The organism is Alkalimonas collagenimarina, from assembly GCF_030717845.1.
Lineage (GTDB): Bacteria > Pseudomonadota > Gammaproteobacteria > Enterobacterales > Alteromonadaceae > Alkalimonas > Alkalimonas collagenimarina.
On sequence record NZ_JAUZVZ010000011.1, the window covers coordinates 40,894 to 64,894 of the forward strand.

20 protein-coding genes and 4 tRNA genes are annotated in these 24,001 nt (G+C 46.7%); 11 read left to right on the forward strand and 13 right to left on the reverse strand.

Annotated features, from left to right (window positions below; genetic code table 11):
* Positions 1-6: 6 nt before the first annotated feature.
* From rfbC to rfbB, 4 genes are read right to left on the reverse strand one after another with little or no spacing between them, the layout of a single operon-like run.
* Positions 7-546, reverse strand: coding sequence for a dTDP-4-dehydrorhamnose 3,5-epimerase (rfbC, locus tag Q3O60_RS09240; protein WP_305893639.1), 540 nt, complete (start codon positions 544-546; stop codon positions 7-9).
* Position 547: 1 nt separating this feature from the next.
* Positions 548-1,423: a glucose-1-phosphate thymidylyltransferase RfbA gene (gene rfbA, locus Q3O60_RS09245; RefSeq protein WP_305893640.1), complete on the reverse strand. Its 876-nt coding sequence runs from the start codon at positions 1,421-1,423 to the stop codon at positions 548-550.
* A gap of 10 nt (positions 1,424-1,433) precedes the next feature.
* On the reverse strand, positions 1,434-2,348 hold the full coding sequence (rfbD, locus tag Q3O60_RS09250; RefSeq protein WP_305893641.1) for a dTDP-4-dehydrorhamnose reductase: 915 nt from the start codon (positions 2,346-2,348) through the stop codon (positions 1,434-1,436).
* Positions 2,349-2,359: 11 nt separating this feature from the next.
* Entirely contained in the window at positions 2,360-3,427 is a 1,068-nt protein-coding gene (gene rfbB, locus Q3O60_RS09255; protein ID WP_305893642.1) for a dTDP-glucose 4,6-dehydratase, read from the reverse strand.
* 746 nt (positions 3,428-4,173) lie between these two features.
* On the opposite strand from rfbB, the gene Q3O60_RS09260 reads away from it, so the two are divergent.
* Positions 4,174-5,598: a right-handed parallel beta-helix repeat-containing protein gene (locus tag Q3O60_RS09260; RefSeq protein WP_305893643.1), complete on the forward strand. Its 1,425-nt coding sequence runs from the start codon at positions 4,174-4,176 to the stop codon at positions 5,596-5,598.
* 68 nt (positions 5,599-5,666) lie between these two features.
* Here Q3O60_RS09260 and Q3O60_RS09265 read toward each other — a convergent pair whose 3' ends face one another.
* The 7 genes from Q3O60_RS09265 to Q3O60_RS09295 are packed head-to-tail and all read right to left on the reverse strand — an operon-like array spanning position 5,667 to position 13,244.
* Entirely contained in the window at positions 5,667-6,656 is a 990-nt protein-coding gene (locus Q3O60_RS09265; RefSeq protein ID WP_305893644.1) for a polysaccharide deacetylase family protein, read from the reverse strand.
* 6 nt (positions 6,657-6,662) lie between these two features.
* Positions 6,663-7,838 carry a hypothetical protein gene (locus Q3O60_RS09270; RefSeq protein WP_305893645.1) on the reverse strand — a complete coding sequence of 392 codons (1,176 nt, stop codon included), beginning with the start codon at positions 7,836-7,838 and terminating at the stop codon, positions 6,663-6,665.
* On the reverse strand, positions 7,838-8,980 hold the full coding sequence (locus Q3O60_RS09275) for a glycosyltransferase family 2 protein (protein WP_305893646.1): 1,143 nt from the start codon (positions 8,978-8,980) through the stop codon (positions 7,838-7,840). Before Q3O60_RS09275 ends, Q3O60_RS09270 begins: the two co-directional genes overlap by 1 nt.
* On the reverse strand, positions 8,980-9,498 hold the full coding sequence (locus Q3O60_RS09280; RefSeq protein ID WP_305893647.1) for a serine O-acetyltransferase: 519 nt from the start codon (positions 9,496-9,498) through the stop codon (positions 8,980-8,982). The genes Q3O60_RS09275 and Q3O60_RS09280 overlap by 1 nt, the downstream gene beginning before the upstream one ends.
* Positions 9,498-10,613: a glycosyltransferase gene (locus tag Q3O60_RS09285; RefSeq protein ID WP_305893648.1), complete on the reverse strand. Its 1,116-nt coding sequence runs from the start codon at positions 10,611-10,613 to the stop codon at positions 9,498-9,500. Before Q3O60_RS09285 ends, Q3O60_RS09280 begins: the two co-directional genes overlap by 1 nt.
* Complete coding sequence (locus Q3O60_RS09290) at positions 10,603-11,811, reverse strand: TIGR04063 family PEP-CTERM/XrtA system glycosyltransferase (protein WP_305893649.1); 1,209 nt, start codon at positions 11,809-11,811, stop codon at positions 10,603-10,605. The genes Q3O60_RS09285 and Q3O60_RS09290 overlap by 11 nt, the downstream gene beginning before the upstream one ends.
* A 23-nt stretch (positions 11,812-11,834) precedes the next feature.
* Positions 11,835-13,244 carry a TIGR03013 family XrtA/PEP-CTERM system glycosyltransferase gene (locus Q3O60_RS09295; protein WP_305893650.1) on the reverse strand — a complete coding sequence of 470 codons (1,410 nt, stop codon included), beginning with the start codon at positions 13,242-13,244 and terminating at the stop codon, positions 11,835-11,837.
* 240 nt (positions 13,245-13,484) lie between these two features.
* On the opposite strand from Q3O60_RS09295, the gene Q3O60_RS09300 reads away from it, so the two are divergent.
* The 4 genes from Q3O60_RS09300 to Q3O60_RS09315 all read left to right on the forward strand — a co-directional run bounded on the left by Q3O60_RS09300 (position 13,485) and on the right by Q3O60_RS09315 (position 18,234).
* Positions 13,485-14,075, forward strand: coding sequence for an XrtA/PEP-CTERM system exopolysaccharide export protein (locus Q3O60_RS09300; protein WP_305893719.1), 591 nt, complete (start codon positions 13,485-13,487; stop codon positions 14,073-14,075).
* Between the two features lie 70 nt (positions 14,076-14,145).
* The gene (locus tag Q3O60_RS09305; protein WP_305893651.1) at positions 14,146-15,729 is read left to right on the forward strand and encodes an XrtA system polysaccharide chain length determinant; all 1,584 of its coding nucleotides are present in this window, start codon (positions 14,146-14,148) and stop codon (positions 15,727-15,729) included.
* Positions 15,726-16,634 (forward strand): XrtA-associated tyrosine autokinase, encoded by a 909-nt coding sequence (locus Q3O60_RS09310; RefSeq protein ID WP_305893652.1) that lies wholly within the window; start codon positions 15,726-15,728, stop codon positions 16,632-16,634. Before Q3O60_RS09305 ends, Q3O60_RS09310 begins: the two co-directional genes overlap by 4 nt.
* Complete coding sequence (locus Q3O60_RS09315) at positions 16,606-18,234, forward strand: TIGR03016 family PEP-CTERM system-associated outer membrane protein (RefSeq protein ID WP_305893653.1); 1,629 nt, start codon at positions 16,606-16,608, stop codon at positions 18,232-18,234. Before Q3O60_RS09310 ends, Q3O60_RS09315 begins: the two co-directional genes overlap by 29 nt.
* 87 nt (positions 18,235-18,321) lie before the next feature.
* Here the strand turns inward: Q3O60_RS09315 and Q3O60_RS09320 are convergent, their stop codons facing one another.
* Complete coding sequence (locus Q3O60_RS09320) at positions 18,322-19,356, reverse strand: XrtA/PEP-CTERM system-associated ATPase (RefSeq protein ID WP_305893654.1); 1,035 nt, start codon at positions 19,354-19,356, stop codon at positions 18,322-18,324.
* 251 nt (positions 19,357-19,607) lie between these two features.
* On the opposite strand from Q3O60_RS09320, the gene Q3O60_RS09325 reads away from it, so the two are divergent.
* The 4 genes from Q3O60_RS09325 to Q3O60_RS09340 all read left to right on the forward strand — a co-directional run bounded on the left by Q3O60_RS09325 (position 19,608) and on the right by Q3O60_RS09340 (position 19,986).
* Positions 19,608-19,683: transfer RNA gene (locus tag Q3O60_RS09325), tRNA-Ala, on the forward strand.
* Between the two features lie 15 nt (positions 19,684-19,698).
* A tRNA-Glu gene (locus Q3O60_RS09330) sits at positions 19,699-19,774 on the forward strand.
* A gap of 36 nt (positions 19,775-19,810) precedes the next feature.
* Positions 19,811-19,886, forward strand: a tRNA-Glu gene (locus Q3O60_RS09335).
* A gap of 24 nt (positions 19,887-19,910) precedes the next feature.
* Positions 19,911-19,986 (forward strand) — tRNA-Glu (locus tag Q3O60_RS09340).
* Positions 19,987-20,174: 188 nt separating this feature from the next.
* Here Q3O60_RS09340 and Q3O60_RS09345 read toward each other — a convergent pair.
* The gene (locus tag Q3O60_RS09345) at positions 20,175-20,786 is read right to left on the reverse strand and encodes an arylesterase (protein WP_305893655.1); all 612 of its coding nucleotides are present in this window, start codon (positions 20,784-20,786) and stop codon (positions 20,175-20,177) included.
* Between Q3O60_RS09345 and Q3O60_RS09350 the strand changes: the two genes are divergently transcribed.
* Both Q3O60_RS09350 and Q3O60_RS09355 read left to right on the forward strand, forming a co-directional pair.
* Positions 20,779-21,489, forward strand: a complete 711-nt coding sequence (locus Q3O60_RS09350; protein ID WP_305893656.1) for an ABC transporter ATP-binding protein — start codon at positions 20,779-20,781, stop codon at positions 21,487-21,489. The two genes, Q3O60_RS09345 and Q3O60_RS09350, sit on opposite strands and share 8 nt — an antisense overlap.
* Positions 21,479-23,959, forward strand: a complete 2,481-nt coding sequence (locus tag Q3O60_RS09355) for an ABC transporter permease (protein ID WP_305893657.1) — start codon at positions 21,479-21,481, stop codon at positions 23,957-23,959. Before Q3O60_RS09350 ends, Q3O60_RS09355 begins: the two co-directional genes overlap by 11 nt.
* The last annotated feature ends 42 nt before the right edge of the window (positions 23,960-24,001 follow it).

Sequence of the window (24,001 nt, forward strand, 5' to 3'; positions counted from 1 at the left end):
CCATACCTAAAACTTCGGACAGTCTTTCAGGAGTAATGCCATTCTATCCTTTTGCGATAGCACTGGCTCGTTATGAATCGGCCATTTAATAGCCACTGTAGGATCATTCCAAAGTAATGAGTGCTCATCTTCTGGGGCATAGAAATCGGTACATTTGTACTGAAACTCAGCTTGCTCACTGGTGACATAAAAACCATGGGCAAAGCCCGGCGGCACCCAAAGCATTTGTTTGTTTGTTTCGTTCAGCAGAACACCAACCCATTGTCCAAAGGTTGGCGAGCTCTCTCGCATATCAACTGCCACATCAAATACTTCGCCTTTAGTTACACGAACCAGCTTACCTTGTGGCTGATTAAGCTGGTAATGCAAGCCACGTAAAATACCATGACTTGAGCTAGAGTGGTTGTCTTGCACAAAGTGATAGTCGCCACAATGTTTGGAAAACTCATCCTGTCGAAAAGTTTCCAGAAAAAAGCCACGCTCATCACCAAAAACCTTGGGTGTAATCAGTACAACATCAGGTATAGCTAAAGCTTGATAGTCCATATTATTTACCGTATTTAACTAAATCTAATAAGTATTTACCATACTGGGTCTTGCTAAAGACTCTACCTTGTTTTTTCATTTCGATGTCGCTGACCCAGCCATTGCGCCATGCTATCTCTTCTAAGCAAGCTACCTTTAGCCCTTGTCGATTCTCTATCGTTTGCACATAGCTGCTGGCTTCTAACAGGCTATCGTGCGTGCCAGTATCCAACCACGCAAAACCACGGCCGAGTTTAGCAACCGTCAAGTCACCACGCTTTAAATAGGCATTATTAACACTGGTTATTTCTAGCTCTCCACGCTCAGATGGTTCTACCGTCTTGGCTATTTGCACTACATCGTTATCGTAAAAATACAAACCAGTTACGGCATAAGGAGATTTAGGCTGTTTTGGCTTTTCTTCGATTGAAATGGCTCTGCCATGCTCGTCAAACTCAACCACTCCAAATCGCTCCGGATCGTTGACCATATAACCAAATACCGTAGCACCAGTAGATTGGGCGGCTGCATTTTTCAGTTGCTCGGAAAAGTGCTGTCCATGAAAAATATTATCGCCAAGAACTAAGCAAACAGGGTCGTCACCAATGAAGGTTTCACCAATAATAAAGGCCTGAGCTAAACCATCGGGCGATGGTTGCTCCGCATACTGAAAACGGACACCAAATTGCTGACCTGTCCCAAGCAGTTTTTTAAAACCTGGCAAGTCTTCTGGTGTTGATATGATTAAAATATCCTGAATTCCGGCCAACATGAGCACAGAAATTGGATAGTAAATCATTGGCTTGTCATAAATAGGCAGTTGCTGCTTAGATACCCCTAAAGTGATGGGGTGTAAACGGGTGCCAGATCCACCTGCCAGAACAATTCCTTTACGCATAATTTAGTCCTTAAATGTTTTTATCTGCAAGCTCAGCAAAAGTTAGTGCAAGTTGTTGCTGCCAACTAGGCAACTGTACCTGAAAAGTATGCTCTAGTTTGTTCAGATTTAAGCGTGAGTTCGCAGGCCGTACTGCTGGTGTCGGGTAGTCTGCCGTAGTGATTGCAGTCAGTTGCTCTGGTTTAAGCGCTAGTGGCATACCATGGGTACTGGCCAAACTAAAAATCTCAGCCGCAAAATCGCACCAGCTGCAATAGCCTTTTGGTGTTAGATGATAGATACCAGACAAAATGGATGCATTTTCCTTCTGCCTTTCTTTCGTAAATACTTGCTGTAAAGCCAGGGTCGTCACCTGAGCAATGAGCCGGGCAGGTGTAGGGGAGCCAATCTGGTCGGCAACGACACTTAAAGTGTCACGGCTTTGGGCTAACTTTAACATAGTACGCATAAAGTTATTGCCACGTGCAGCATAAACCCAACTGGTACGGAAAATTAAGTATTTATCAGTACCCTCAATAACTGCTATATCACCATCTAACTTACTTTGGCCATAAACCGACAATGGCCCGGTGACATCATCTTCTTGCCAAGGCGTTGTGCCATGACCTGGGTATACGTAATCACTGGAATAATGAACTAACCAGGCATCTTTTTGTTTTGCTAAGGTAGCAAGCGCGCCAGGCAGCGCTGCATTGATCAAATGGCATGAGACTGATTCCGCTTCAGCTTTATCGACTGCAGTCCAGGCGGCACAGTTAATAATTAGTGCAGGGTCGAGAGCCTCAACTTTGGTAATAGTCGCTTTGATATCCGAAAAATCCACATCGCTACGACTCAAAGACGATACGTTACCAAGCGGCGCGACCGCTCTGGCCACTTCAAAACCAACCTGGCCATTTGGTGCGAGTAATACAATATTTGGCATAGTATTCCTTACTAAGCTTTCTTCGCTTGCTGATAGCTGCCATCAAGAATTGCTTGCCACCAACTAGGGTTTTCCAAATACCACTTCACCGTTTTTCGTAAACCGGTTTCAAAGGTTTCTTCTGGTACCCAGCCCAGTTCACGCTGAATTTTGCTTGCATCAATAGCGTACCGTAAGTCATGGCCTGGACGGTCAGTTACGTAGCGGATTAAATCAGTGTATTGATTAATACCGGGTGGCTTATTCGGTGCTAGTTCTTCTAGCAAAGTACATAGAGTGTTCACCACCTCTATATTTTTTTTCTCATTATGCCCACCAATGTTGTAAGTCTCACCGACTTCACCTTGAGTGGCGACGCACACCAAAGCCCGGGCGTGATCCTCTACAAACAACCAATCACGCACTTGCTTTCCATCGCCATAGACCGGCAGAGGTTTGCCAGCCAGGGCATTTAAAATCATCAGTGGGATTAGCTTTTCCGGGAAATGGTAAGGTCCATAATTATTTGAACAATTAGTCACAACTGTAGGCATGCCATAGGTACGCAACCAAGCGCGCACTAGATGATCTGAGCCAGCCTTACTTGCTGAATACGGGCTGCTGGGCGCATAAGGCGTAGTTTCAGTGAAAAGTTCATCTGTTCCGTGTAAATCACCATAAACTTCATCGGTAGAAATATGGTGAAAACGAAACTCAGTTTTTTTATCGGTAGCTAAACTACTCCAATACGTCCGGGCAGCTTCTAATAAGGTGTAAGTGCCTACAATATTGGTCTGGATAAAGTCGCCAGGGCCATTGATTGAGCGGTCGACATGGCTTTCTGCTGCTAAGTGCATCACCACATCAGGCTGATGCTTTTTGAATAAGTCGGCCATAGCAATGCTATCGCAAATATCAGCATGCTCAAAATGATAGCGATCTGAATCAACAATATCGGCTACTGATGATAAGTTGCCTGCGTAAGTCAGCTTATCGACGTTGATAACCTTGTGAGTTGTATCTTTAATGAGATGTCGCACGACAGCTGAGCCAATAAAGCCAGCACCACCTGTCACAAAGAAAGTTTTACTTATTTCCATTAAACATTACCAATAAATTCCGTGTTTGGGTTGTATCAGTCGCCGATGCCAAAAATCAAAGCAGTGGTTGGTGAGTATAACATCCGACACTTGTTAAGATATGCCAAAACAAATAATAACGCACTCTGATTACATTTTCTCAGCTTATGCTTCAAATTACCTTGGTAAAAGTGAAGGTAAATCACAAACCGATTTCTAAAAGCTGATAACCACTCTGAACTCAATGCGCGAATAGCTTAATACGTCGACACAACACTTTATCAGCAATATTTGCAAACTACCACTTACAACAAGGGAGTAATTATTTTATCAAATAATTTTTTCGATTGCATAAATTCAATGAAAAGTACCGTAATAAAATTTAGTTTGAGAAGAGTGATTTTTAACTGTAACTGTAATTAAATTGGCAGGAGTGTAAGTCAATGAAGTCTCGTGGCTTTAGTGTCTATAATGGAGTATTCACATGTATTAATTGCTGGCAGAGCAGTCGTTGAATTAACGATGATGAGCATCATCCGGCTTTTCATCAGGTTTGTGTTATTGTTATGCTGTTCACTTATTCTAGCTGGTCATATGAACCAAATGTCTGCTGATCTTGACTAGTTTGAATGAACACTTTGTTAGACTTAGGCATGATGATTTCAGCCGTGTTAGGTTACTTATGGTTACCCAATCGTATTTTCGTCGTTACATGCTGCGTTTTATTTCAGGAGTGATGACGACAATAGCAGCTTGTTAAGGAGAGCATGATGAAAAAGCTTTTTTGTGTCTGGGTATGTTTTTGCAGCTTTTTGTTGCAGGCTGATATTTGGGTACCTGATCGTGCTGCTGGCCCTGATTTACCAGCCTGGGTAAGCTTTGATTATGCTGAAGGTCGTTTTCTTTATGTTGATGCCGCCGCAGAAGCTTCGGATGCCGATGGCTCTGTTGATAAACCGTTTTCAACTATTACCGCAGCATTGAATCAAGCAAAGCCACATGATGAAATTATTATTGCGGCAGGTGATTATCATGAACGTTTACGAATTCGTCAGCCTCATATTACCCTTCGTGCGGATGCATTGCATCAGGCCAGAGTGATTAGTCCCAATGATGATCGTTCGGTGTATTTTGCGTTGCGCATTGATGCAGGGGCGCACCATACCCGGGTAATTGGTTTGGATATTTCCGGTGGCTATTTTTATACCGTATCGCTTGAAAGTACTTGGTCACAAAACAACCCTGAGCGTAAAGGGGTAAGCCATGTATTATTGTCTCAAAATCGTTTTCATGCCAGTGGCCGCGATGTAATGAAATTAAAGCCTATGGTTGAACACGTCGTCATTGAGCGTAATGAAATATTCAACTCCGGCCAGCGTGACTCGAGTAATGCGGAGGGTATCGATAACGTTAATGCCCATTTTATGACGGTTCAGGATAATTACATTCATAGCATTGCGACTACAGGCGTTTATGCTAAAGGTGGCGCCCGAAATTCAGTGATACAGCGAAACTTAATCCGGGATGTTGGCTCTGCTGGTATTTTGGTGGGCTTTGATACGTCCCCTGACTTTTTCGACCTCGCAGAAAACCCTGAAATGTACGAAGCAATTAATACAATGGTTGATAACAATATTATTGATGGCACAGGTAATTCTGGTATTGGCGTATATGCTGCCAAGAACTCGTTGATACGGCACAACACGGTGCTGAACAGTGCCCAGACCTATCATGCTGCGCTATTTTTTGGCAACGTTTTGCATGGCAGGCGAGCTGATGGAAAACGTCCACCAGCGATAGATGTCGAAGTGGTTGGAAATATCTTTCATACCAAAGGTAATAATCCGGTATTGAACATCCGCCACATGCGGGACCGTCAGGTAGGGCCTTTGAGTTCATTGACTGGCATGCCACAGATGCGTATGAATGGCTATGCGGTTGCTAGTGGCAGGGTGAATTTTTCTGACGGCCGGCCCGACTCCCGATTGCATCAACGTTCGACTTTGCCTGACTGGCAGCGACACAGTGGTTCTGATGAGGGATCTAAAGTTGGCGAGCTGGCTCTGGGCGTCAATTACCGCTCTACAATCAACGGTGAGCCTTTCATGGTTGAGACATCAGGCGTTGCCTACGATTATTTTATGAATGAACGGCAGTCCCGGACTTCAGCCGGCGCTGTGGTGAATCAATAATTCAGATCATCACTCACAACTGGCATAAACCAAAAGGTACTACTTGGCTGTGACATGCTATGGAATCACTATCCCTGGCATAAAACGGACGCTTTGATATCATCCTGACTGACCGAAAAGCGAGTTATTTCATACAAAAGGATGTTATTTGAGGTATTGATACCAGGCTCGTTACTAAACGCCAATTGATAGCCAGCTTCTTGAGCAAGTTGCACCGATAATTGGTTGTAGCAGTTTTTACGGCCAGTTGGGTAAGCCAGCGCAATGATTTCAGTTTCCAGCTTTTGCTCTAACAGTTTTTTGGAATCAGTGATTTCAAGACGCTGCGTCGTTTCATCGACTTCAGAAAGAATAGGGTGGTGGATGGTATGCGAGCCTATTTCCATTCCTTGATTTAGCATGTCTTTTGCTTGCTGCCAATCCATAAAAATTGATCCTGCCTCAGGAGTTTGCTCAGCAGGAAGTGGATAGTTTTCTAATAAAAAATGCAAAACATCAGCAGCTGAATAATCGGGCAGGCGTTTTGCTTTATGAATGTAATAGTGAATAGTCCTATCTGGGTTAGCAGGATCAAGAAAAATCTCACCATGCTCGCCTGGGAAACGGATGTTTTGCCCTATGTGCTGCCGCAAGGTATGAGCCATTTGATCCCACCAGGGGATCACATCAGCGCCAATAAAATTGACGGGTAGAAAAAAAACAGCCGACACCTGATGCTTTTTTAACACTGGAAATGCTTCTGTATAGTTATCCAGATAGCCATCATCAAAAGTAATCAGTGCATAACGTTCTTTAAATTTTGGTCCATGCTTGTCGAGCATCGCCGATAACTCTTTACAACTAATTACGGTAAAGTGCGATTTGATGGTCACAATCTGTTGATCAAAGGTTTCTGCGTCGCAAGAGAAAATTGTACGGTCATAAATGCTATCTTCTTTACGTCCGACCCTATGGTAGTTAAAAACATAAACCCCTTTAGGCAGGAAATACCAAAGTAGCTTGTAGAACTTACTGTATGTTAAAAACCGACGCCACAGCCGTTTATGTAGTTGGTGCATAAGCCGTTACCCCTCAAGTACTTTGAAGGGTGGTTTTTTGAAAACGTAATCACGGAAATCATTAGGGTTTCCGCTCATGCCGGCTTCAGCTGCTTTGGCAATATTATACATCTCCCGTGCAGAAACATAGTGGAGCACATAGTCGTTGCCATCGTTGTATTTGTCTTCCAGATAATCATGCAGGAAATGGCGTGGCTCGCCCAGTAAGGTATCCATATCGCCTTCTTGAGCGCCATGAGTATGTACCTTGATAAATACCCATTCTGGCCGGCCTTTGACATGGATATTGCTGTTGACCCACTGATCAATTCGGGTTTGCAGTAGCGGCATGGTTTTACGCACGTCACTGTTTTCAATATGAGGCATGCCGCTTTTTGTGCGCCATTTAAAGTTCAGACCTAACGGGCCTTGCAGTATCATCAAATCGCCGCTGGCCGCTTTGCCAACCTCGACTTCGACACCGGTGTCATGTGATTTACATTGGCCATCGCGGCCTGTGGCGTAATAAATTGAGTTGATGGTGCTGGTTTGTGCCGGGCTGGGGGCAGAGGGCAGCGTCATATCGACATAACAGCCAGTGTCTTTTAATACTTTTAACTCATTATCGACACCGCAGTGCTTGCCACCAGGTAATGAGTTGTCTAGTGCCCAGTTGCCATGGATGAAAGCATATTGGATCTGGCCCGTTTCCGGGTGAACGGGTAGGGCGCCGTGCTGTTCGTGCAGAACTTTGGCAAAATTAGTCAGGGTTAAGGTAAGATTTTCAGCGGTATCATTGTCGTGGTGCAGGTGAATTTCAATTTCACCATAGCCTCGTGCTGAAAGATCCGCTAGCTTCGCCAAGTGCTCGTGCCGGTATTCTTCTTCCGGGTAAAAAAACGTATGCTTTGGGTGGTGGCCATCGGCATCAACATGCTGCTTTGCCATAGCTGGGTAATCGGTGTACCAGCGATCTACCCGGGCGCGTTCGCGATCGATATCTTTGTTCTTCCACTGCGGTTCAAAGTGGTCAACAAAACAAAACAGAATGTGTTTAGGGCCATCATGTTTTGGCTTGGCTGCCATCAATTGTTTGAGGTAACTGCCTAACCACAGGTGCATGTATTTTTTGCGCAAAACGACGTTAAATAACACAGCAGCAACCACCAGCAAGCCAAGAAAAATCCATAGTATCCATTGCATTATTTAAACTCTCCATGTCGGGCGGTTCGTTTCCATGCCCCTTGCTGATTACCTTGCAAAAAGCGCAGGAACCCTTGGCCAAGCGCCATATTCATTGAAACAAAAAAGGTGATGATTGATATCCATGATGCTATGGGTTTGTTCTGTGAGATTTTTCGATGACCAAACCAGGCAATAGCATAAAACAGCAGCTGACCAACCATAGTAAACTGATATAAGGGGTTCATGATTAAGGCGCTATTGGCGATTAACGCGAGTAGCAGCCAATGAGGACCAAACCAACGAAGCACTTTATGGGACCAGTAACACCAGCTGAGAATGCCACGGCTTGGCGACAAGGCCCATAAGTTTTGTACAAAAGCGCGGTAATTGCCCAGGCCAATACGCACCCGTCGGCCATATTCGTCTTTGAGTGAGGGGGCGACTTCTTCTTTGGCCTTGGCAGCATCATTGTAAACCACATCATAGCCTTGACGCTTGATGTTCATAACGATGCAAAAATCATCGACTACGGTGCTTTTAGGTAAGGGTTGATACAAGGATCGCTTGATGGCGTAGACGGCACCATTAGCCCCTAGTAGCGCACCTAATGCGGACTCGCTTTGCTTTAAAAACTGCTCATAACGCCAGTAGAGGCCATCGGAGTTTTGATTGCCAGCATCGGTGTACAGATGCAGCTCGCCGCAGACGGCGCCAACGTTGCCATGAAATGTCATGACCAGCTGTCGAACGGTATCGGTTTCAAAGAAGGTATTGGCATCGGTAAACACCAGAATATCGGCATCGGATTGTGCGACCAGTTCGTTTAAAACGGTGACTTTACCGCGGTTTTCGGTAAAAACGTAGGCTTGTACCCGAGGATCTGTTTCGCTCTCAATCAGTTCGCCGGTTTGGTCGTGGCTGCCATCGGAAGCGACCAGAATTCGGTATTGGCCTGAGTAATCTTGTTGCAACAGATTGTGCAACCGCTCAGCGATACAAGACTCTTCATTGTAAGCGGATAAAATGACATCAACCGATGGCCAGCTTTCTGGTTGTTGTGGCTTGCTCACTTTTGGCGTGACGAAGCATTTGAGCAATATCGGGTAAATGAGGTAGGTATACAGCAGCACGCTGACAGAAAACCAGAACAAAACCTCCATTAGACGTCGACCCCTGTTTTGATGATTTTGGCAGGGATACCGACTGCAGTGACATGGTCGGGTAGATCTTTCACGACGACCGCATTGGCACCAATTTTGACGTGATCACCTACCGAGACCCCACCAATAATTTTTGCTCCGGCGCCGATAAATACACCATGACCAAGCACAGGGGCTTTTCCTTTTTCATCGCCAATAACCACACCACTTTCAATGACCACATTCATGCCACCACGAACTTTCGAGTTAATCACAACCCCATTGGGGTGCATTAAGATTAAGCCGGGGCCAAATTGGCAACCAGCGCCCAGCACGCAGCCATTAAGTACTTTATTCAACCAGAGCGTGATAAATGCCAATGGAGATAACCGATAGCGGACCAGTGAAGAGGTAAGACGATATAAAAAATTGGCACTGCTACCATCGCTAAGAAGGGCGCGCAGGGTAGAAACCTGATAGCCTTGCTCCAGCATAAATTGTTGTTTTTGTTTAATGTCTTGCCAAAAAATCTTTATCATCAAAGTCGGGCCAGGAAGTTCTTAATATTCTGTTGCCAGTTAAAACGAGCTGCATGCTGAACAATAGCACTTTTTTGCCATGGTTTGGCAAGTGCTGTTGAAATTGCTTCAGCCAGTGCATTGCTGTTTTTCGCATCGACCAGAATACCGGTTTCGTTGGTGACAACTTCAGGGATCCCGCCGACACGAGTAGCCACTACAGGTACACCACAAGCACATGCTTCAAGCAACACGTTGGGCACACCTTCCCGGTAGCTCGGTAATACCACCACTGCTGCCTGGCGAATATGTTCAGCTACGTCGGTTAGTGGCAAAGCACCATGCAAGTGAATGCGCTCAGATAACCCCGCTGCGGTGGCTTTTCTTTGTAGTTCTGCCATAGCAGGCCCCTGACCAACAAAGTGCAATGAAGCCGGGGTGGTTTCAGCGATCGCTATAAATGCATCGATCAACTCAAACACGCCTTTGGTTTCCAGTAAATTGCCGACAAATAGCAGGCGTTCGCTACTCGTTGTTTGTGCTTCCGGATAAAAAATAGCTGAGTTGACGCCATTGTAGTTGGTATACACCTGAGTGGATGGAATGCCTAGCTCGATTACTTTCGTAGCCAAAGCCTGACTGGCGCAGAAAATAGTTTTGGCTTCTTTCAGCCAGCGAGCCATAATTTTTCGGCGTTTGGGATAAAGCGTATGTTCATTGATATCTGTACCATGGGTTTTAACCAGTACTTCAACAGGCTTGTTTTTCGCATACATTAAACAAGCAATAGCATCTGGGAAAGCCCACGACGCAATAATATGGCTGGGTGGTGATTGCTCAATCCACTTTTTGCTACGTGCAATGGCAAACCGTTGAAACCATGGGGTTAACGAGCGGCCAAAACCGGGTAACTGAAAGTAGGGGACATAGCAGAGTTGCTGTGTTGCCTGACTGCTCTTGCTGTAGTCTTTTTTGTGCTGAAGCCATTCGCGCCAGGGAACCAATACCATAATGCGAAGTGAGACGTGTTCTGCCAGCAAATCAAACTGTTGTTTGTTAAAACTTGCACGATGTGGAGCCCAGGGCAGTGGGTATAGATTAGTGATAGCCAGCAAAGATGCTTGTTTAGCTGCCACTGATCAGTCTCCGGTACACAGGCAAATAGTTACCAGCTGTGGTGAGCCAGTTGCGTTCATGCCGGACAAACTCTAAACCATTGTCAATGATATGTGCGAACAAGTCCGCTTGGTCTATGTAGGTCAATACCGATTCCGCCAGCGCTTCGGCTGAATCTGGCTGAAATAGCAGGCCGGTTTTCTCATGCTGGATGAGTTCGCGGTGACCACCGATATCGGATGCAAACACGACTTTGCCCTGCGCCATCGCTTCCAGAGGCTTTAATGGGGTGACTAACTCGGTTAAGCGAATACTTTGGCGTGGAAAAATCAATGCATCAGCCAAGCTATAGTAGCGGCTGACTTCTTCAAAGGGCACTCGATCAACGAAGGTGATGTGCTCAGTGAGTTGTCGTTGTTCGGCTTGTTGTTTTAAGGCGCTTTGTTCATTACCACCGCCTACCAATAGCAAGTGAATATCAGGCCGGCTTTTAGCAATGATGGTCATGGCATCGATAGCGATGGCTAGCCCTTCGTACTTAAAGTAGGAACCAACAAAGGCAATGACTTTTTTACCGGTCAGGCCAAGTTGCTGTTGCAACGACTTATCAGGTGAGGTGAGTTGCTGGAATCGAGCGGTATCTACCGCATTTGGGGTGACAAATACTTTATCTGGCGAGATACCGCGCTTCAGTAGATCCTGCCTCAACCCTTCACAAATACAGCTGATAGCGTCTGCTTTATCAAAAGCCATCTGTTCAACGCGCTTGATTAGTCGATACTTAAAGCTGCCTTCTTTCGTTTTTCCAGTATCAACAGCAGCATCCTCCCACAACGCACGCACTTCATACGTAACCGGAATATTGTATTTTTTCCCGACTTTCGCGGCTGCCAATGCATTAAACATGGGCGAGTGGGTTTGAATAAGGTCTGGTTTTTCCTGTTTCACAATGGCTTCAATACGTTGTGCAAGATGATTGATGTGATGCAGGTAGTTAAGGAATGGAATAGATTGCAGTAGAGAACCAGACTGTGGGGTTCGCAAGTACGTCACCCCATCGACATCTTCACTAAGTGCTTTAAAGTCCTGGTAGCGTTGACTGGTCAACTGAACCGTTTCAATTCCTAACTGACGTTGATGACGGATGATGGCATCTGAACGAAGGGAGTACCCACTAATATTTGGACGTGAGTACTCCAGAATATGTAATACTTTCAAAGATAAAGCCCTGCTTATTGTTATTATCGGCCTTTACCGAAGAGGACGATTTCTACGGTACGGATCAAGATGACTAAATCCAGCAACAGACTGCGATGCTTGATGTAGTACAAATCAAACTTTAGCTTTTCCATCGAGTCTTCTGTGGTGGCACCGTAAGGGTACTTCAACTGAGCCCAACCAGTTAAACCTGGTTTCACGTTATGACGCTGGCTGTAATAAGGAATATCTTTTTCCAGTTCACAGACAAACTCTGGCCGCTCTGGACGTGGCCCTACAAAGCCCATCTCGCCACGCAGTACATTCAGCAACTGAGGCAACTCATCAATACGGTACTTACGAATAATGCGACCTACCCGGGTCACTCGCATATCATCTTTGGTTGCCCACTGAGCGCCATTGGCTTCAGCATTAGGGCCCATGCTACGGAATTTAATGATATGGAATGGTTTACCATCAATGCCTACCCGTACTTGCTTATAAAATATCGAGGCACCGGTTTTACGACCATCTTCCAGATAAATCAGTAAGGCGGTGACCAACATAATTGGCCATGCCAGTGCCATCACAAAAATGGCTAGAACGACATTTAAACGGTAGTCCAGGCTGGATTTAAACCATTTTTTTGCTTCAAACCCATCGGAGTAAATCACCCAGCTTGGATAAATAAGGTTAACGGCAATCTGACCGGTCTCCTGCTCAATGAAGTCGAGAATTTCGACCACATCAATGCCACGCGTTTTGCATTTGAATAAGTGTTCAACCGGCAGCATGTTGCGACGTTCATCACAGGCAATGACCAATTGGTCAACGGCATGCTCCATCACATATTGGAACAAGTCTTCCTGAACATTTAAATCGATAATCTTGTCGTTATCCAGTGCATCTTCCTTATCACCATCAATACGAACAAAACCTAAAATTTCAAAATTACGACGATCAACGGTACGACGCATACGCTTCTCAATAATAGAGGCACGTTCGCCTGAACCAAGAATTAAAACACGGCGGCGACTGATACGGGTAATATCGTGGTAGTGAAAGAAAGCCCGGAATGAGGTAATTAAAGCCGCGGAAATAGCACACGACCACAGCATGTACCAGGCACCAATACTGATGGATGCGAAAATATTGAATACAATGACTTCAAGCAAGAAGGCGCTAAACAGTAAGGTAATGACCACACGTTTAACAATACCTTTGCGGGTTTCGCGAAGTTGCTGGTCGTACAAACCAACGGATAAAGCCGATAACATAACTGCAGCCGCAAAAATGACCGCATTTAGTACACGAACGTCAAAAGGTATTGGAGTAATAAAGTGACTAAATAAATAGCTGGCAATGAAACTGGAGACTATAAGTAAAGCCAATTCACCTACCACAAACAGATGATCAGCCAGTGAGTTTTTTCCGTAACCGGTACCCTTGTTCATAACTTTCGTCCTTGTGCATCCTTTGCAATTACAACAGAACCTGGCAAGGTTTGACTGCAGGCTTTAAAATCTAGCCGAATAAGTATACTATTTCCAGCGCCAAACGGAAATAAATTTTTTATTTCATGCATCACAGGCGAAAAAAATACGTTATAGTAATAACGCTTGGTTAGGGAAAAAAGGACCAAATCTATGATAGTACAACGAATACAAGGAATTCGCGGTGTGTTGTTGACCGCTATGATGCTGTTACTTGCTGCCTGTGGTAGTACAAGTAGCTTACCTTCTGCAACGGTTCAGGACTCATTGACCACCTCGGTCGATAATTATCAGTACCTGGTTGGACCTGGTGATAACCTGAATATCTTCGTCTGGCGTAACCCTGAACTATCTGGTTCATTTTTGGTGCGTCCCGATGGCATGATTTCTACCTCGCTGGTAGAAGACATCTCTGTTAGTGGGAAAACGCCTACTCAGGTTGCTCGCGATATGGAGCAGGTGTTGGGTCAGTTTATTCGTGATCCAATTGTCACGGTGTCAGTATCTGGCTTTGTGGGACCATTCAGTGAGCAGGTACGTGTCATTGGTGCTGCCGCCAACCCGCAAGCTGTGAGTTACCGTCAATACATGACTTTACTGGATTTAATGATCCAAGTGGGTGGCTTGACGGACTTTGCCAGTGGCAATCGGGCCCAGTTGGTGCGCACAGTGGATGGCCGCCAAATCAGTTACCGTGTCCGTTTGGATGATCTCATTCGCGATGGTGATATCCGAGCCAATGTAGATGTTTTACCCGGTGACATTGTCATTATTCCAGAAGCCTGGTTTTAATCCAGGCTTTTCGTATGCACACCTTTCGTATACAAAATAGTATCGTAACACCCAATGCAGGGAGCAGTACATGAAGGAGCTGAATCTAGCGATTGAGCAAATAATGATCCAATTGCATGGCATATGGATCCGCCGCCGTTACATCATCATCACCGCTTGGTTATTGTGCCCAATTGGTTGGTATTATGTGTATACCATGCCACCGACCTATCAGGCCGAAGCAAGAGTTTATTTTGATACCCAAACCATCCTCGAACCTTTGTTGCGTGGCTTGACGGTATCTACCAATTCACAACAGCAGGTGCAAGCCCTGGCTCGCACAGTGCTGACCCGACCTAATTTGGAAAAAGTGGCCCGGCAGGCTGATTTGGATCGCAACGCACCAACCCCAGCTGAGTTTGAACGTATCATTGACGGCTTAGAGCGTCAGTTACGATTGAACCTTGGGGGCACTGGCCGCAACACGACCAATATCTATACGCTAACCTACAATAACAGTGACCCTCGTACTGCACTTCGTGTTGTGCAAGAAATGATGAATGTGTTTATTGAAAGTCGTTTGGGCACTAGCCGGGCCGACCAGCAATCAGCTGAACGTTTTTTAAACACTCAAATCGCTGATTATGAGCGTCGACTACTTGCTGCTGAGCGTAAACGTTCCGAGTTTCGTCGCAATCAGATGAATGTTCTGTCTGGGGGGGAAGCCAGCTACTATGGGCGCATTAATACGCAAGAAGCATTGTTAGCGCAAACGCAGTTGGAAATTCAGGAGTTAGATATTCGCCGACAAGGCTTGCAGCGTGAGCTGGAAAATTTAACCTCGATGAGTCGTGAAGGGCGTCAGCCTGCGACCCAGTTCGACAGCCGTATCAGTGAAAACAAAACCCGGCTGGATGATTTGCTGATGCGTTACACCGAAAATCACCCTGATGTGGTGGAAGTGTCTCGCTTAATTGAACGTTTAGAAACTCAACGCGACGATGAGCTGGACATGTTGCGTCAATTGGGTTCATCCGGTGATAACAGTGCTTTAATGCAAAGTAGCTTGTATGAGAATTTGGTCACAGCAATCTCGCAGCTGGAAGGTGAAATTGCTTCGCGTGAATTGCGCGTAGGTTCGATACAAGACAGCATTGAGCATCTGCGTAGCCGTTTGCATTTGATCCCTGAAATTGAAGCGGAATATGCGGCATTAAATCGTGATTATGAAATCAATAAAGCCAATTATGAGGCTTTACTGTCGCGCCGCGAAGCAGCTGATATGTCGCGTCGGGTCAATGCATCGGAGTCTGAGTTGCAGTTCCGGGTGATTGACCCGCCAAGGGTGCCAATGCAACCATCAGGCCCGAATCGTATTTTGTTCTATACGGCGGTTCTGTTCATTGGTGTTGGTGCTGGGGTTGGCATGGCACTATTACGCAATTTGATTTCACCGGTGCTAACGAACTCGTTGCAACTGCGCAGTATTTCAAATTATCCGGTTTTTGGCGTGGTATCGCATACCAATAAAGGGGCGATCATTCGTCAGGTACGACTGCACTTTCTATACTTTGTGCTGCTTAGTGGTTTATTGGTAACGGCTTACATTGGGCTGGTGGGTAATGAAGTCTTGGTAGGCAAGCCTGCTGAAATGCTGTCGAGGGTCTTGCAATGAGTACTATTGAAAAAGCGGTCGATAAACAATCGAAACTGGATGCCGAACAAGCGTCATCGATAGCCTCAACTGAGTCTGGCGATATGCCTACAGCTCAAGATGCAACGACCATTGAGCGCAAGGCTGCCCGTGCAGATGCAGCGGCTAAAGCCAGCACACAAAAAGATTATTTGAGCAAAGCGACAGTTCAGCTTGATTTAGAGCGGCTGGAGCTGATGAACTTTGTTTCACTCACCCCAGAGCGCCGGGTGATCAACGAAGAGTTTCGGGTGATTAAGCGTAAGCTACTTAATAATGCCTTTGGTGGCTTGAGCCATACCCTGAAGCACCCAAACTTAATTATGGTGAGTAGCTCACGCCCGGGTGAAGGCAAAACCTTTAATGCCATTAATCTGGCGTTGAGCATGGCTCTGGAAAAAGACAAAACGGTGCTGCTGGTTGATGCCGATGTGTTACGTCCTATGGTCTCAAAAACGCTGGACTTTAGCGTTGAAAATGGCCTCACCGATTATTTATCATCGGATGATTTGGATGTCGAAGACGTGTTGCTGAGTACCAATGTCGATCGGCTTAAGTTGATTGCTGCGGGGCGGCCCCATCATTTATCCACTGAGCTGCTGGCCAGCGAAAAAATGCTGAAACTGGCGACGGAATTTGCCACTCGCTACCCGGATCGGGTGGTTATTTTTGATGCTCCGCCCTTGCTGGGTGTGAACGAAACTGCAGTTTTAGCGGCGATGTGTGGCCAAGCTGTGGTCGTGGTGGAAGAGAACGAATCCAAATTAGCTGAAATTGATCAGGCAGTGGCGTTATTGCCTGAAGATCTTGCGGTCGGCTTTGTGATTAATAAAGCGCATCGAAATCAAGGCAAAGGATATGGCTATTACTACAGTGGCACCAATTAACACCCGCCGCCGTTTTATCAGACGCAGTGTACTCACTGCGTCTATTATTCAGGCGTTATGGGCTTCTTCATTGGCTATGGCGCAAGGGCAGACTTTTACTCCAGCCATTGAAGTAACCAGTCATGCCTATCAATTAAAAGGTCCACAGTTTGATGGGACCGATAAAGGTGCCGCATTGGATGTGGTACCCTCTTTGGCTTGGCGTTATCAGGGGCCGCGACTTAACACTCGTTTTGATGTCAACCATCAACGCGTTTGGTATAAAGATTCACAGCGCAGTCCTTTTTCGTTAAACGAATATACGTTTAACAATCAACTGACAGGCTTTGATCGCCGGGTCATTTGGACAATGGATGCATCTCGTAGCCATATTGTCCGAGGCGGTGGTCAAGGCAGTGCCGTGTTCCGCGATAAAATTACCAATATTGAAGGTTTAAGCCGAACCGAGCGCTATGGCACCAATTTGTTGCTTAGCAATGCCCGCCATCGAGAAGCCCAGTACTCGCTTAATCTATCTGCCCGAAAAATTGAGTCGAAGCGGCCCGAACAGGATGATTTATTGGGTGATATTGATAACGAGGAACTTAGGGCTTCATTTAATACCAGCCGTGCCCATCAGTATGGTGGCGTCTATTGGCGAGGAGCAGCTAACTCTGCCCGAACAGAGCGCGAGGGGCGTGATAAGCTGATCCGCGATAATGCCCAATTGCAAATTGGCTTTCCTTTGTTTGCCCGGCTTGCTTTGATTACCAAAGGCAACTACGAAAACAATAGCATTCAAAACTCTAGTTTTACCAATGAGTTTAGCTCGGCTGGTGCTGGTGTCGAATGGCATTTTGGTCAGGCGTCGCGTTTTAATGTCACTTACAACACGGTACTGAGTGACAGCGAGCAATCCAACTTTGTGGCTGCTGATTTTTTGCTGGCGCCTTCTCGCCGCACCTCTCTTTCTGGCTCTTGGGATAAGCGTTATTTTGGACGCACGGCACAATTGTCAGGCCAGTATAACTTGCGCTTCCTGAGTATGCGGCTTTCGTATGTTGATCAAATTAATACGCGCAGTTTCCTGGAAGCTGAATTGGTCGATTTGGGCTTGTTCGTCTGCCCGGATGGCTCTTCGGATATTGGTGATTGTGTGACCTTGCCCGGTAGTGATTATCAATTGTCACCTGGTGAACAAGTACAACAATTTTTCGATATTGAAACTGGTATTCGTGAAGATGTGATCCTGAATCGTCAGGGGAGCTTTGCGTTAGGTTATCAGCGCAACCGTCTGACCAGCAGTTTGCAATTGTCCAGCAGTGAGCTGCGCTATGTAGAAACGGATCGGGTCGATCGTCGTCATACGGCTAGCTTAGAGAACTCAGTGCGCTTAACGCCTGTGAGCCGGGTACGCATGAATATCCGTGCCTTTGATTACACTTTTGGTAATACTGGTCGTGAGGATCGCAGTTGGCTGTACGAGCTTGGCTGGAGCCGTGAGCTGTCTTCGTTTTCAGAGTTAAGCATTACTGCGCGCCATAGCCGACGTAATTCGAGTAATGCAGACTTTGAATATCGGGAAAATCGGTTGTCGATCGGTTATCAATATCGTTTTTAGTGCGTCGTGTATTGTCGGCCTGAGCCATTCGTTGCTCATGCCGACTTCACTGACCTGTCAGCTATCACCAGCCTGCACTTATCACATCTAATCTTCTTTGTTGTTCTTTTGCAAAGAGTTTTGTTGCTTCTGGATCAATTGGTCTAGCTCTTTAGCCAGGCGAAGTTTGGTTTCCAGCGAGTTGTCGAGTAATTGGCTAAGGTCGGACAATAAGCTGCTTGATGAGCCTTGTTCCGAAGCTGCTCTGTCGGATGTATTGTCAGCCTGATTTTGTGCTAATGGCTCTGACTTGCTTTGTATCGGCTGCAGGTTAGCTACTTCATCCATGATTTCATCAATTACAGCCTGAACGTCTTCTGCTTGCAGAAAGGGCTTTTCTTCCAGATAGCCGTACAAAAACACCCGATCCATCAAAGTATTTATTTTCCGTGGGATACCACGGCTGAAGGCATGGATGCGTTGGTAGCAATCGTCTGCCAGTAATGCTTCTGGCGCACCAGCCTGACGAATACGGTACTCAACATAGGCTTGGGTATCTTCAGCTTGCAAAGGTGTTAAATTGCTTGAGGCAATAATACGCTGGCGGAACTGCTCCATATCCGGTGCTTGAATCACCGCATTAAGCTCATTCTGGCCAAGTAGAAAACTTTGCAGTAACGGTTTGCCATCAGCCATAAAGTTCGACAGCATACGAAGCTCTTCAATCGACTCCAGCGGCAAGTTCTGCGCTTCATCGACCAATAGCAGGGCACGACGATGCTGGGAGTTCAGGCGCTTCAGGAAGCTGCCTATCGCGTCTAAGTAGGCTGCTTTGTTTTGTTCGGCAACCACTAAATTAAATGCTGAGGCAATCATGCGGATCAGATCGTCAGGAGAAAGCTTGGATGTGACGATTTGTTTGGCAATGATTTCATCTTGATTTAGTTGGCTTAGCAGCTGATTGGCAATGGTGGTTTTGCCGGTACCTACATCGCCAGTGATGACGATGAAACCTTCTCCCTGGCTTAAACCATACTGCAAATAGGCGAGAGCTCGTTTATGTAATTTGCTGGCAAAAAACCAGTTTGGGTTTGGTGTGAGCTGAAAAGGGCGTTCCTTAAACCCGTAATACTTTTCGTACATAATCCTGTCCTTTTGAAATGCTAAGCATACGAAAGTGGTCGATACCAAGTTTGTATCTTATCACTTTTTACCGACGGCGGAAACTTCGTTACCTGGCTATATTGAGTGGATAATTGTTGGTAAATTCAACGTCACGTTTAAAAAATATTCGAACAAAACAAGGTGCTGAAAAAATTGTTGACAGCTGGGAGGTGGCACCCTAGAATGCGCCCCGTGTTCAGCAATAATCCAGTTATACTGAATGCGGGTGTGGGGCTATAGCTCAGCTGGGAGAGCGCTTGCATGGCATGCAAGAGGTCAGCGGTTCGATCCCGCTTAGCTCCACCAAAGATTTTTTCGTGCGTCCCCTTCGTCTAGAGGCCTAGGACACCGCCCTTTCACGGCGGTAACAGGGGTTCGAATCCCCTAGGGGACGCCAATTAATCTGTCACAATGTGCTACTGTTTGGTAATGCGTCCCCTTCGTCTAGAGGCCTAGGACACCGCCCTTTCACGGCGGTAACAGGGGTTCGAATCCCCTAGGGGACGCCACTTCCAAACCAGCATCAGTACTTAGTCCCCTTCGTCTAGAGGCCTAGGACACCGCCCTTTCACGGCGGTAACAGGGGTTCGAATCCCCTAGGGGACGCCACTTCTTTTCTTATATCTAATTCAATGTATTTCAGAAATCATTTATCGCCGTGATGGCGTATGCATTTAATCCGGCCGATGGATATACATCCAACCCACCGTAGGGGCGCATGATTGCGCCCTTGTTATAGCGAGGTTCATGCGGGCGCAATCATGCGCCCCTACATGTGGTTTTGTAAAAAATCATAACTATCCACTTGTAACCAATCCTTCGAACCATGATTTCATCTGCTGTTTAATCAACGGCTGTGCCTGACGGTTCGGGTGAATACCATCTGGCATCATCAAATCATTGTTTAAAGCGATCTCTTCCATAAAAAATGGCCATAGTGGCAGTTGATGCTGTTGGCTTAGGCTGGGGTAGAGCGCTTCAAACTGGCGGGTATAACGTGGGCCCAGATTTGGTGGAATGCGAATTTGCATCAAAATAGGTTGGGCGTTACTCGCTTGGCTTAGCTCAATCATTTGCGTTAAGTTACGTTCAATTTGTGGGATTTGAAAGCCACGCAGGCCATCGTTACCGCCTAGTTCTATCAACACATAATCCGGTTGATAGTTCTGCAGCAAAGCAGGTAATCTAGCTAAGCCTCCGGCTGTGGTTTCGCCGCTCATGCTGGCATTGATGATCTCAAGTGGAGCTTGGGTCGTACTCAACCATTCCTGGAGCAGGAACACCCAACCGTCACGTTCTTCCATGTTGTACGCCGCACTCAGGCTGTCGCCCAACAACAACAGTCTTTTCGTGTCGGCATAGGTCGTGGTACTGTAAATGAAGACTAACAAAATAAAGATTATGCGCATGCAACCACCTGAATTTGATATTACGGCAAGACACCTGACTAAACGGGTGCAATTGACTGAAGGATCACTGACTATCCTGACGGATTTGAATTTAACAATCAAGCGAGGTGAGTCTGTCGCCATCGTTGGTGCGTCCGGTTCGGGCAAGTCTACATTACTTGGCATTTTAGCCGGGCTGGATACGGCAACGGAAGGCGAAGTCTTTTTGGCTGGCCATGCTTTGCATCAACTGACGGAAGATCAACGGGCAGAGCTGCGAGCTAGTCATGTTGGTTTTGTGTTTCAATCGTTTTTACTGCTACCGGGACTGACCGCTTTGGAGAATATTACCTTACCTGCTGAATTAGCCGGTATTCGTGATGCACGTAAGCGAGGCTTAGAATTACTGGATCAGGTGGGGTTGGCAGAACGACGTGACTTCTACCCAACACAGCTCTCTGGTGGCGAGCAGCAGCGAGTGGCGATTGCCCGAGCCTTTATCACTCAACCACAGATATTGTTCGCTGATGAGCCATCCGCTAACCTTGATGAGCAAACAGGGCAGAAGGTCGAAGATTTGTTGTTCAATTTGAATGAACAACAAGGCACGACGCTGGTATTGGTGACCCACAAAACTGAACTGGCCGAGCGTTGCCAGCAGCAGTATTTAATGCATCATGGTCAATTGGAATCCATGGCACAGGAGCAGCGCCATGTGGGCTAGTATCGCCTTGCGCCTGTTCTGGCGCGAATTAAAGCGTGGTGAGTTGTGGGTGATTGCTTTTGCGCTTTTTTTAGCGGTGTTTTCCGTGGTTACTTTAACCGGTATTACGGAAAGCGTACGCTCAGCACTGTCGCAGCGCAGTGCCAGCTTTATTGCCGCTGACTTAATTTTGCGGTCCAGCCGACCATTTCAGCAGGAAATCCTTGATGCGGCCTCTGAGCAGGAAGTGGCGCAAGCGCAACAAATGCTGTTTGACTCCATGTTGTTCTCAACAGAAGGCATGCAGCTCGTCACGGTAAAGGCCGTGACGGCCAGTTATCCATTGCGGGGTGACTTGGTACTGCGACAAAGCCCACGTATTGCTGAAGGGGAGCGGGGGGCTCTACAGACCGGTTCTTTATGGGTGGAACCACGATTACTAAGTTTGCTCGAGGTTGCAATTGGCGACTACGTCGAGCTTGGCGCTTCCAACTTGATGGTTGCTGGAATTATTGAAACCGAACCTGATGCCCCTTTAAATGTATTTGGTGGTAATCCGCGGGTGATCATGTATCTGGATGATGTAGCGGCTACCGAGGTAGTGCAGCCCGGCAGCCGGATTGATTACCGCTATCTATTTGCCGGCGCTGAATCACAACTTGCTAGCTTGCAGCAACAACTGGATGCAAGCTTATCCGTGCATGAGAATTGGCAACGGCTGGATCGTGAAACCGCCGTGGGTGCGGCCATGGAACGCGCAGAAAGCTTTCTGCTTCTGGCTGGCTTATTGGGTATTGTACTCGCTGCAAGTGCCTCTGCAGTGGCGGCAAATCGCTATCGGCAGCGTCATGCAGAATCCGTCGCGGTGATTAAGGCCTTGGGCGCTACTACTACGGTGGCCAGGAAAATTTATTGCAGTCATTTGTTGTTGGTGACTTTGTTTAGCTCGGTGCTGGCGATGCTGGTTGGTTTGGTCTTGGTTGTTTTTCTGCAACAAGGCATTACGCTGTGGTTGAATGATTTTGAGCCGGTATTTAGCAGTCGTCCTTTGTTTATGGGGGTGATGACCTCCGTGATATGTGCTGGCTTGTTTGCTGCTCGTCCGGTCTGGCAGTTGGCTGCAGTGCCTGCTATTTCAGTACTGCGTCAGCTACCTGGTTGGCGCTTTGATGTATGGCATTTGGTGACCGGTGCCATCGCGGTCTGGCTGCTCATGTGGCTGTTCAGTCGTCAGTTCGTACTGAGTTTGTTGCTGTTTGCCGCCTGCGCTATTTTTGCTTTGTTGCTGATGGGGATGGCAGCATTGTTGGTGAAAATTGCCAAGCCTATGGCGGCTGGGCAAAGCTCTGCTCTGAAGCTGGCTTTGGCAAATTTACGCCGTCGTTTGTGGCAAAACAGCTTTCAGCTTCTGACCTTTAGTATGGCGTTGTTTTTAACACTATTGCTTTACTTTTTGCGGGCTGAACTGCTGGAGCAATGGCAGAGCCAGATCCCTGAGGGGGCACCTAACCAGTTTCTGGTGAATATTTCGCCAGAAGAGCTACCGGCCATTAAAGCCTTTGCCGATCAGCATAACTTGGAATTAGACACCTTCTACCCGATGGTTCGTGGTCGTTTGACGTACATCAATGATGAACAACTTCGGCAACGTGCAAGTAAGGAAGAGGATGATCAACGCGTCGGAGTTGGCCGTGAGCTTAATCTGACGTGGACCGAACAGTTACCCAAAAATAACAGAGTGACTGCAGGGCGCTGGTTTGATGAAAATGGCGGGCAGGAAGTGTCAGTGGAGTCTGAACTGGCAGAACGCCTTGGTTTGCAGTTACAGGATGAATTGGTCTTCTCCATTGGTGGGCAAGTCGCATCCGCAACGGTGACTAGTATCCGTGAAGTGGACTGGAATTCTTTGCAACCCAATTTCTTTATGATCTTAAGCCCGGATGTGCTGAGTGATTTTCCTGCCAGTTATTTGTCTGCATTTTATCTGGAAGGGGAGCAGGGAGACATTCTGAATCAGCTGAACCGTGATTTTCCCACCATCATTGTATTGAATGTCGATGCCATTATTCAGCAGGTGAAAGAGATTATTGCGCAGGTCACTGTGGCGCTAAGTGGGATTTTACTACTGGTGTTTGCAGCCGCGGTACTGGTTCTGGTTGCTCAGGTACAGGCAACCATGGAGCAACGTGAGCAGGAGTTGGCGATATTACGTACCTTAGGCGCGCGCTATGTATTTTTGCGTAATGCGATGCTGTTCGAGTTCGCCGCACTCGGTACCTTAGCGGGGGTGCTCGCGACGGTGTTGGCCGAAGCGGTGCTGGGGCTGTTGCAGTACCGTTTGTTTGAAATGCCGTTTCAACTAAACTGGACTCTATGGTGGATAGGACCCGGAGCCGGGCTCATTGTGGTCACGTTGTTGGGTTGGTGGCAACTGCGCCAGCTGTTGGCTACAGAAAGCGCCGTGCTAATGCGCCGGGCGATTTATTCCTAAAATCCGTATGGGCGCATGATTGCGCCCTGTTATTTGTGGGAT

Coding starts and splice junctions, on each gene's coding strand:
- Q3O60_RS09310 (WP_305893652.1), top strand. CDS start 15,726: ATGAGTACTATTGAAAAAGCGGTCGATAAACAATCGAAACTGGATGCC.
- Q3O60_RS09315 (WP_305893653.1), top strand. CDS start 16,606: ATGGCTATTACTACAGTGGCACCAATTAACACCCGCCGCCGTTTTATC.
- rfbB (WP_305893642.1), bottom strand. CDS start 3,427: ATGGAAATAAGTAAAACTTTCTTTGTGACAGGTGGTGCTGGCTTTATT.
- rfbD (WP_305893641.1), bottom strand. CDS start 2,348: ATGCCAAATATTGTATTACTCGCACCAAATGGCCAGGTTGGTTTTGAA.
- Q3O60_RS09350 (WP_305893656.1), top strand. CDS start 20,779: ATGCGCATGCAACCACCTGAATTTGATATTACGGCAAGACACCTGACT.
- Q3O60_RS09320 (WP_305893654.1), bottom strand. CDS start 19,356: ATGTACGAAAAGTATTACGGGTTTAAGGAACGCCCTTTTCAGCTCACA.
- rfbC (WP_305893639.1), bottom strand. CDS start 546: ATGGACTATCAAGCTTTAGCTATACCTGATGTTGTACTGATTACACCC.
- Q3O60_RS09345 (WP_305893655.1), bottom strand. CDS start 20,786: ATGCGCATAATCTTTATTTTGTTAGTCTTCATTTACAGTACCACGACC.
- Q3O60_RS09265 (WP_305893644.1), bottom strand. CDS start 6,656: ATGCACCAACTACATAAACGGCTGTGGCGTCGGTTTTTAACATACAGT.
- Q3O60_RS09270 (WP_305893645.1), bottom strand. CDS start 7,838: ATGCAATGGATACTATGGATTTTTCTTGGCTTGCTGGTGGTTGCTGCT.
- Q3O60_RS09305 (WP_305893651.1), top strand. CDS start 14,146: ATGAAGGAGCTGAATCTAGCGATTGAGCAAATAATGATCCAATTGCAT.
- rfbA (WP_305893640.1), bottom strand. CDS start 1,423: ATGCGTAAAGGAATTGTTCTGGCAGGTGGATCTGGCACCCGTTTACAC.
- Q3O60_RS09260 (WP_305893643.1), top strand. CDS start 4,174: ATGATGAAAAAGCTTTTTTGTGTCTGGGTATGTTTTTGCAGCTTTTTG.
- Q3O60_RS09275 (WP_305893646.1), bottom strand. CDS start 8,980: ATGGAGGTTTTGTTCTGGTTTTCTGTCAGCGTGCTGCTGTATACCTAC.
- Q3O60_RS09300 (WP_305893719.1), top strand. CDS start 13,485: ATGATGCTGTTACTTGCTGCCTGTGGTAGTACAAGTAGCTTACCTTCT.
- Q3O60_RS09280 (WP_305893647.1), bottom strand. CDS start 9,498: ATGATAAAGATTTTTTGGCAAGACATTAAACAAAAACAACAATTTATG.
- Q3O60_RS09355 (WP_305893657.1), top strand. CDS start 21,479: ATGTGGGCTAGTATCGCCTTGCGCCTGTTCTGGCGCGAATTAAAGCGT.
- Q3O60_RS09295 (WP_305893650.1), bottom strand. CDS start 13,244: ATGAACAAGGGTACCGGTTACGGAAAAAACTCACTGGCTGATCATCTG.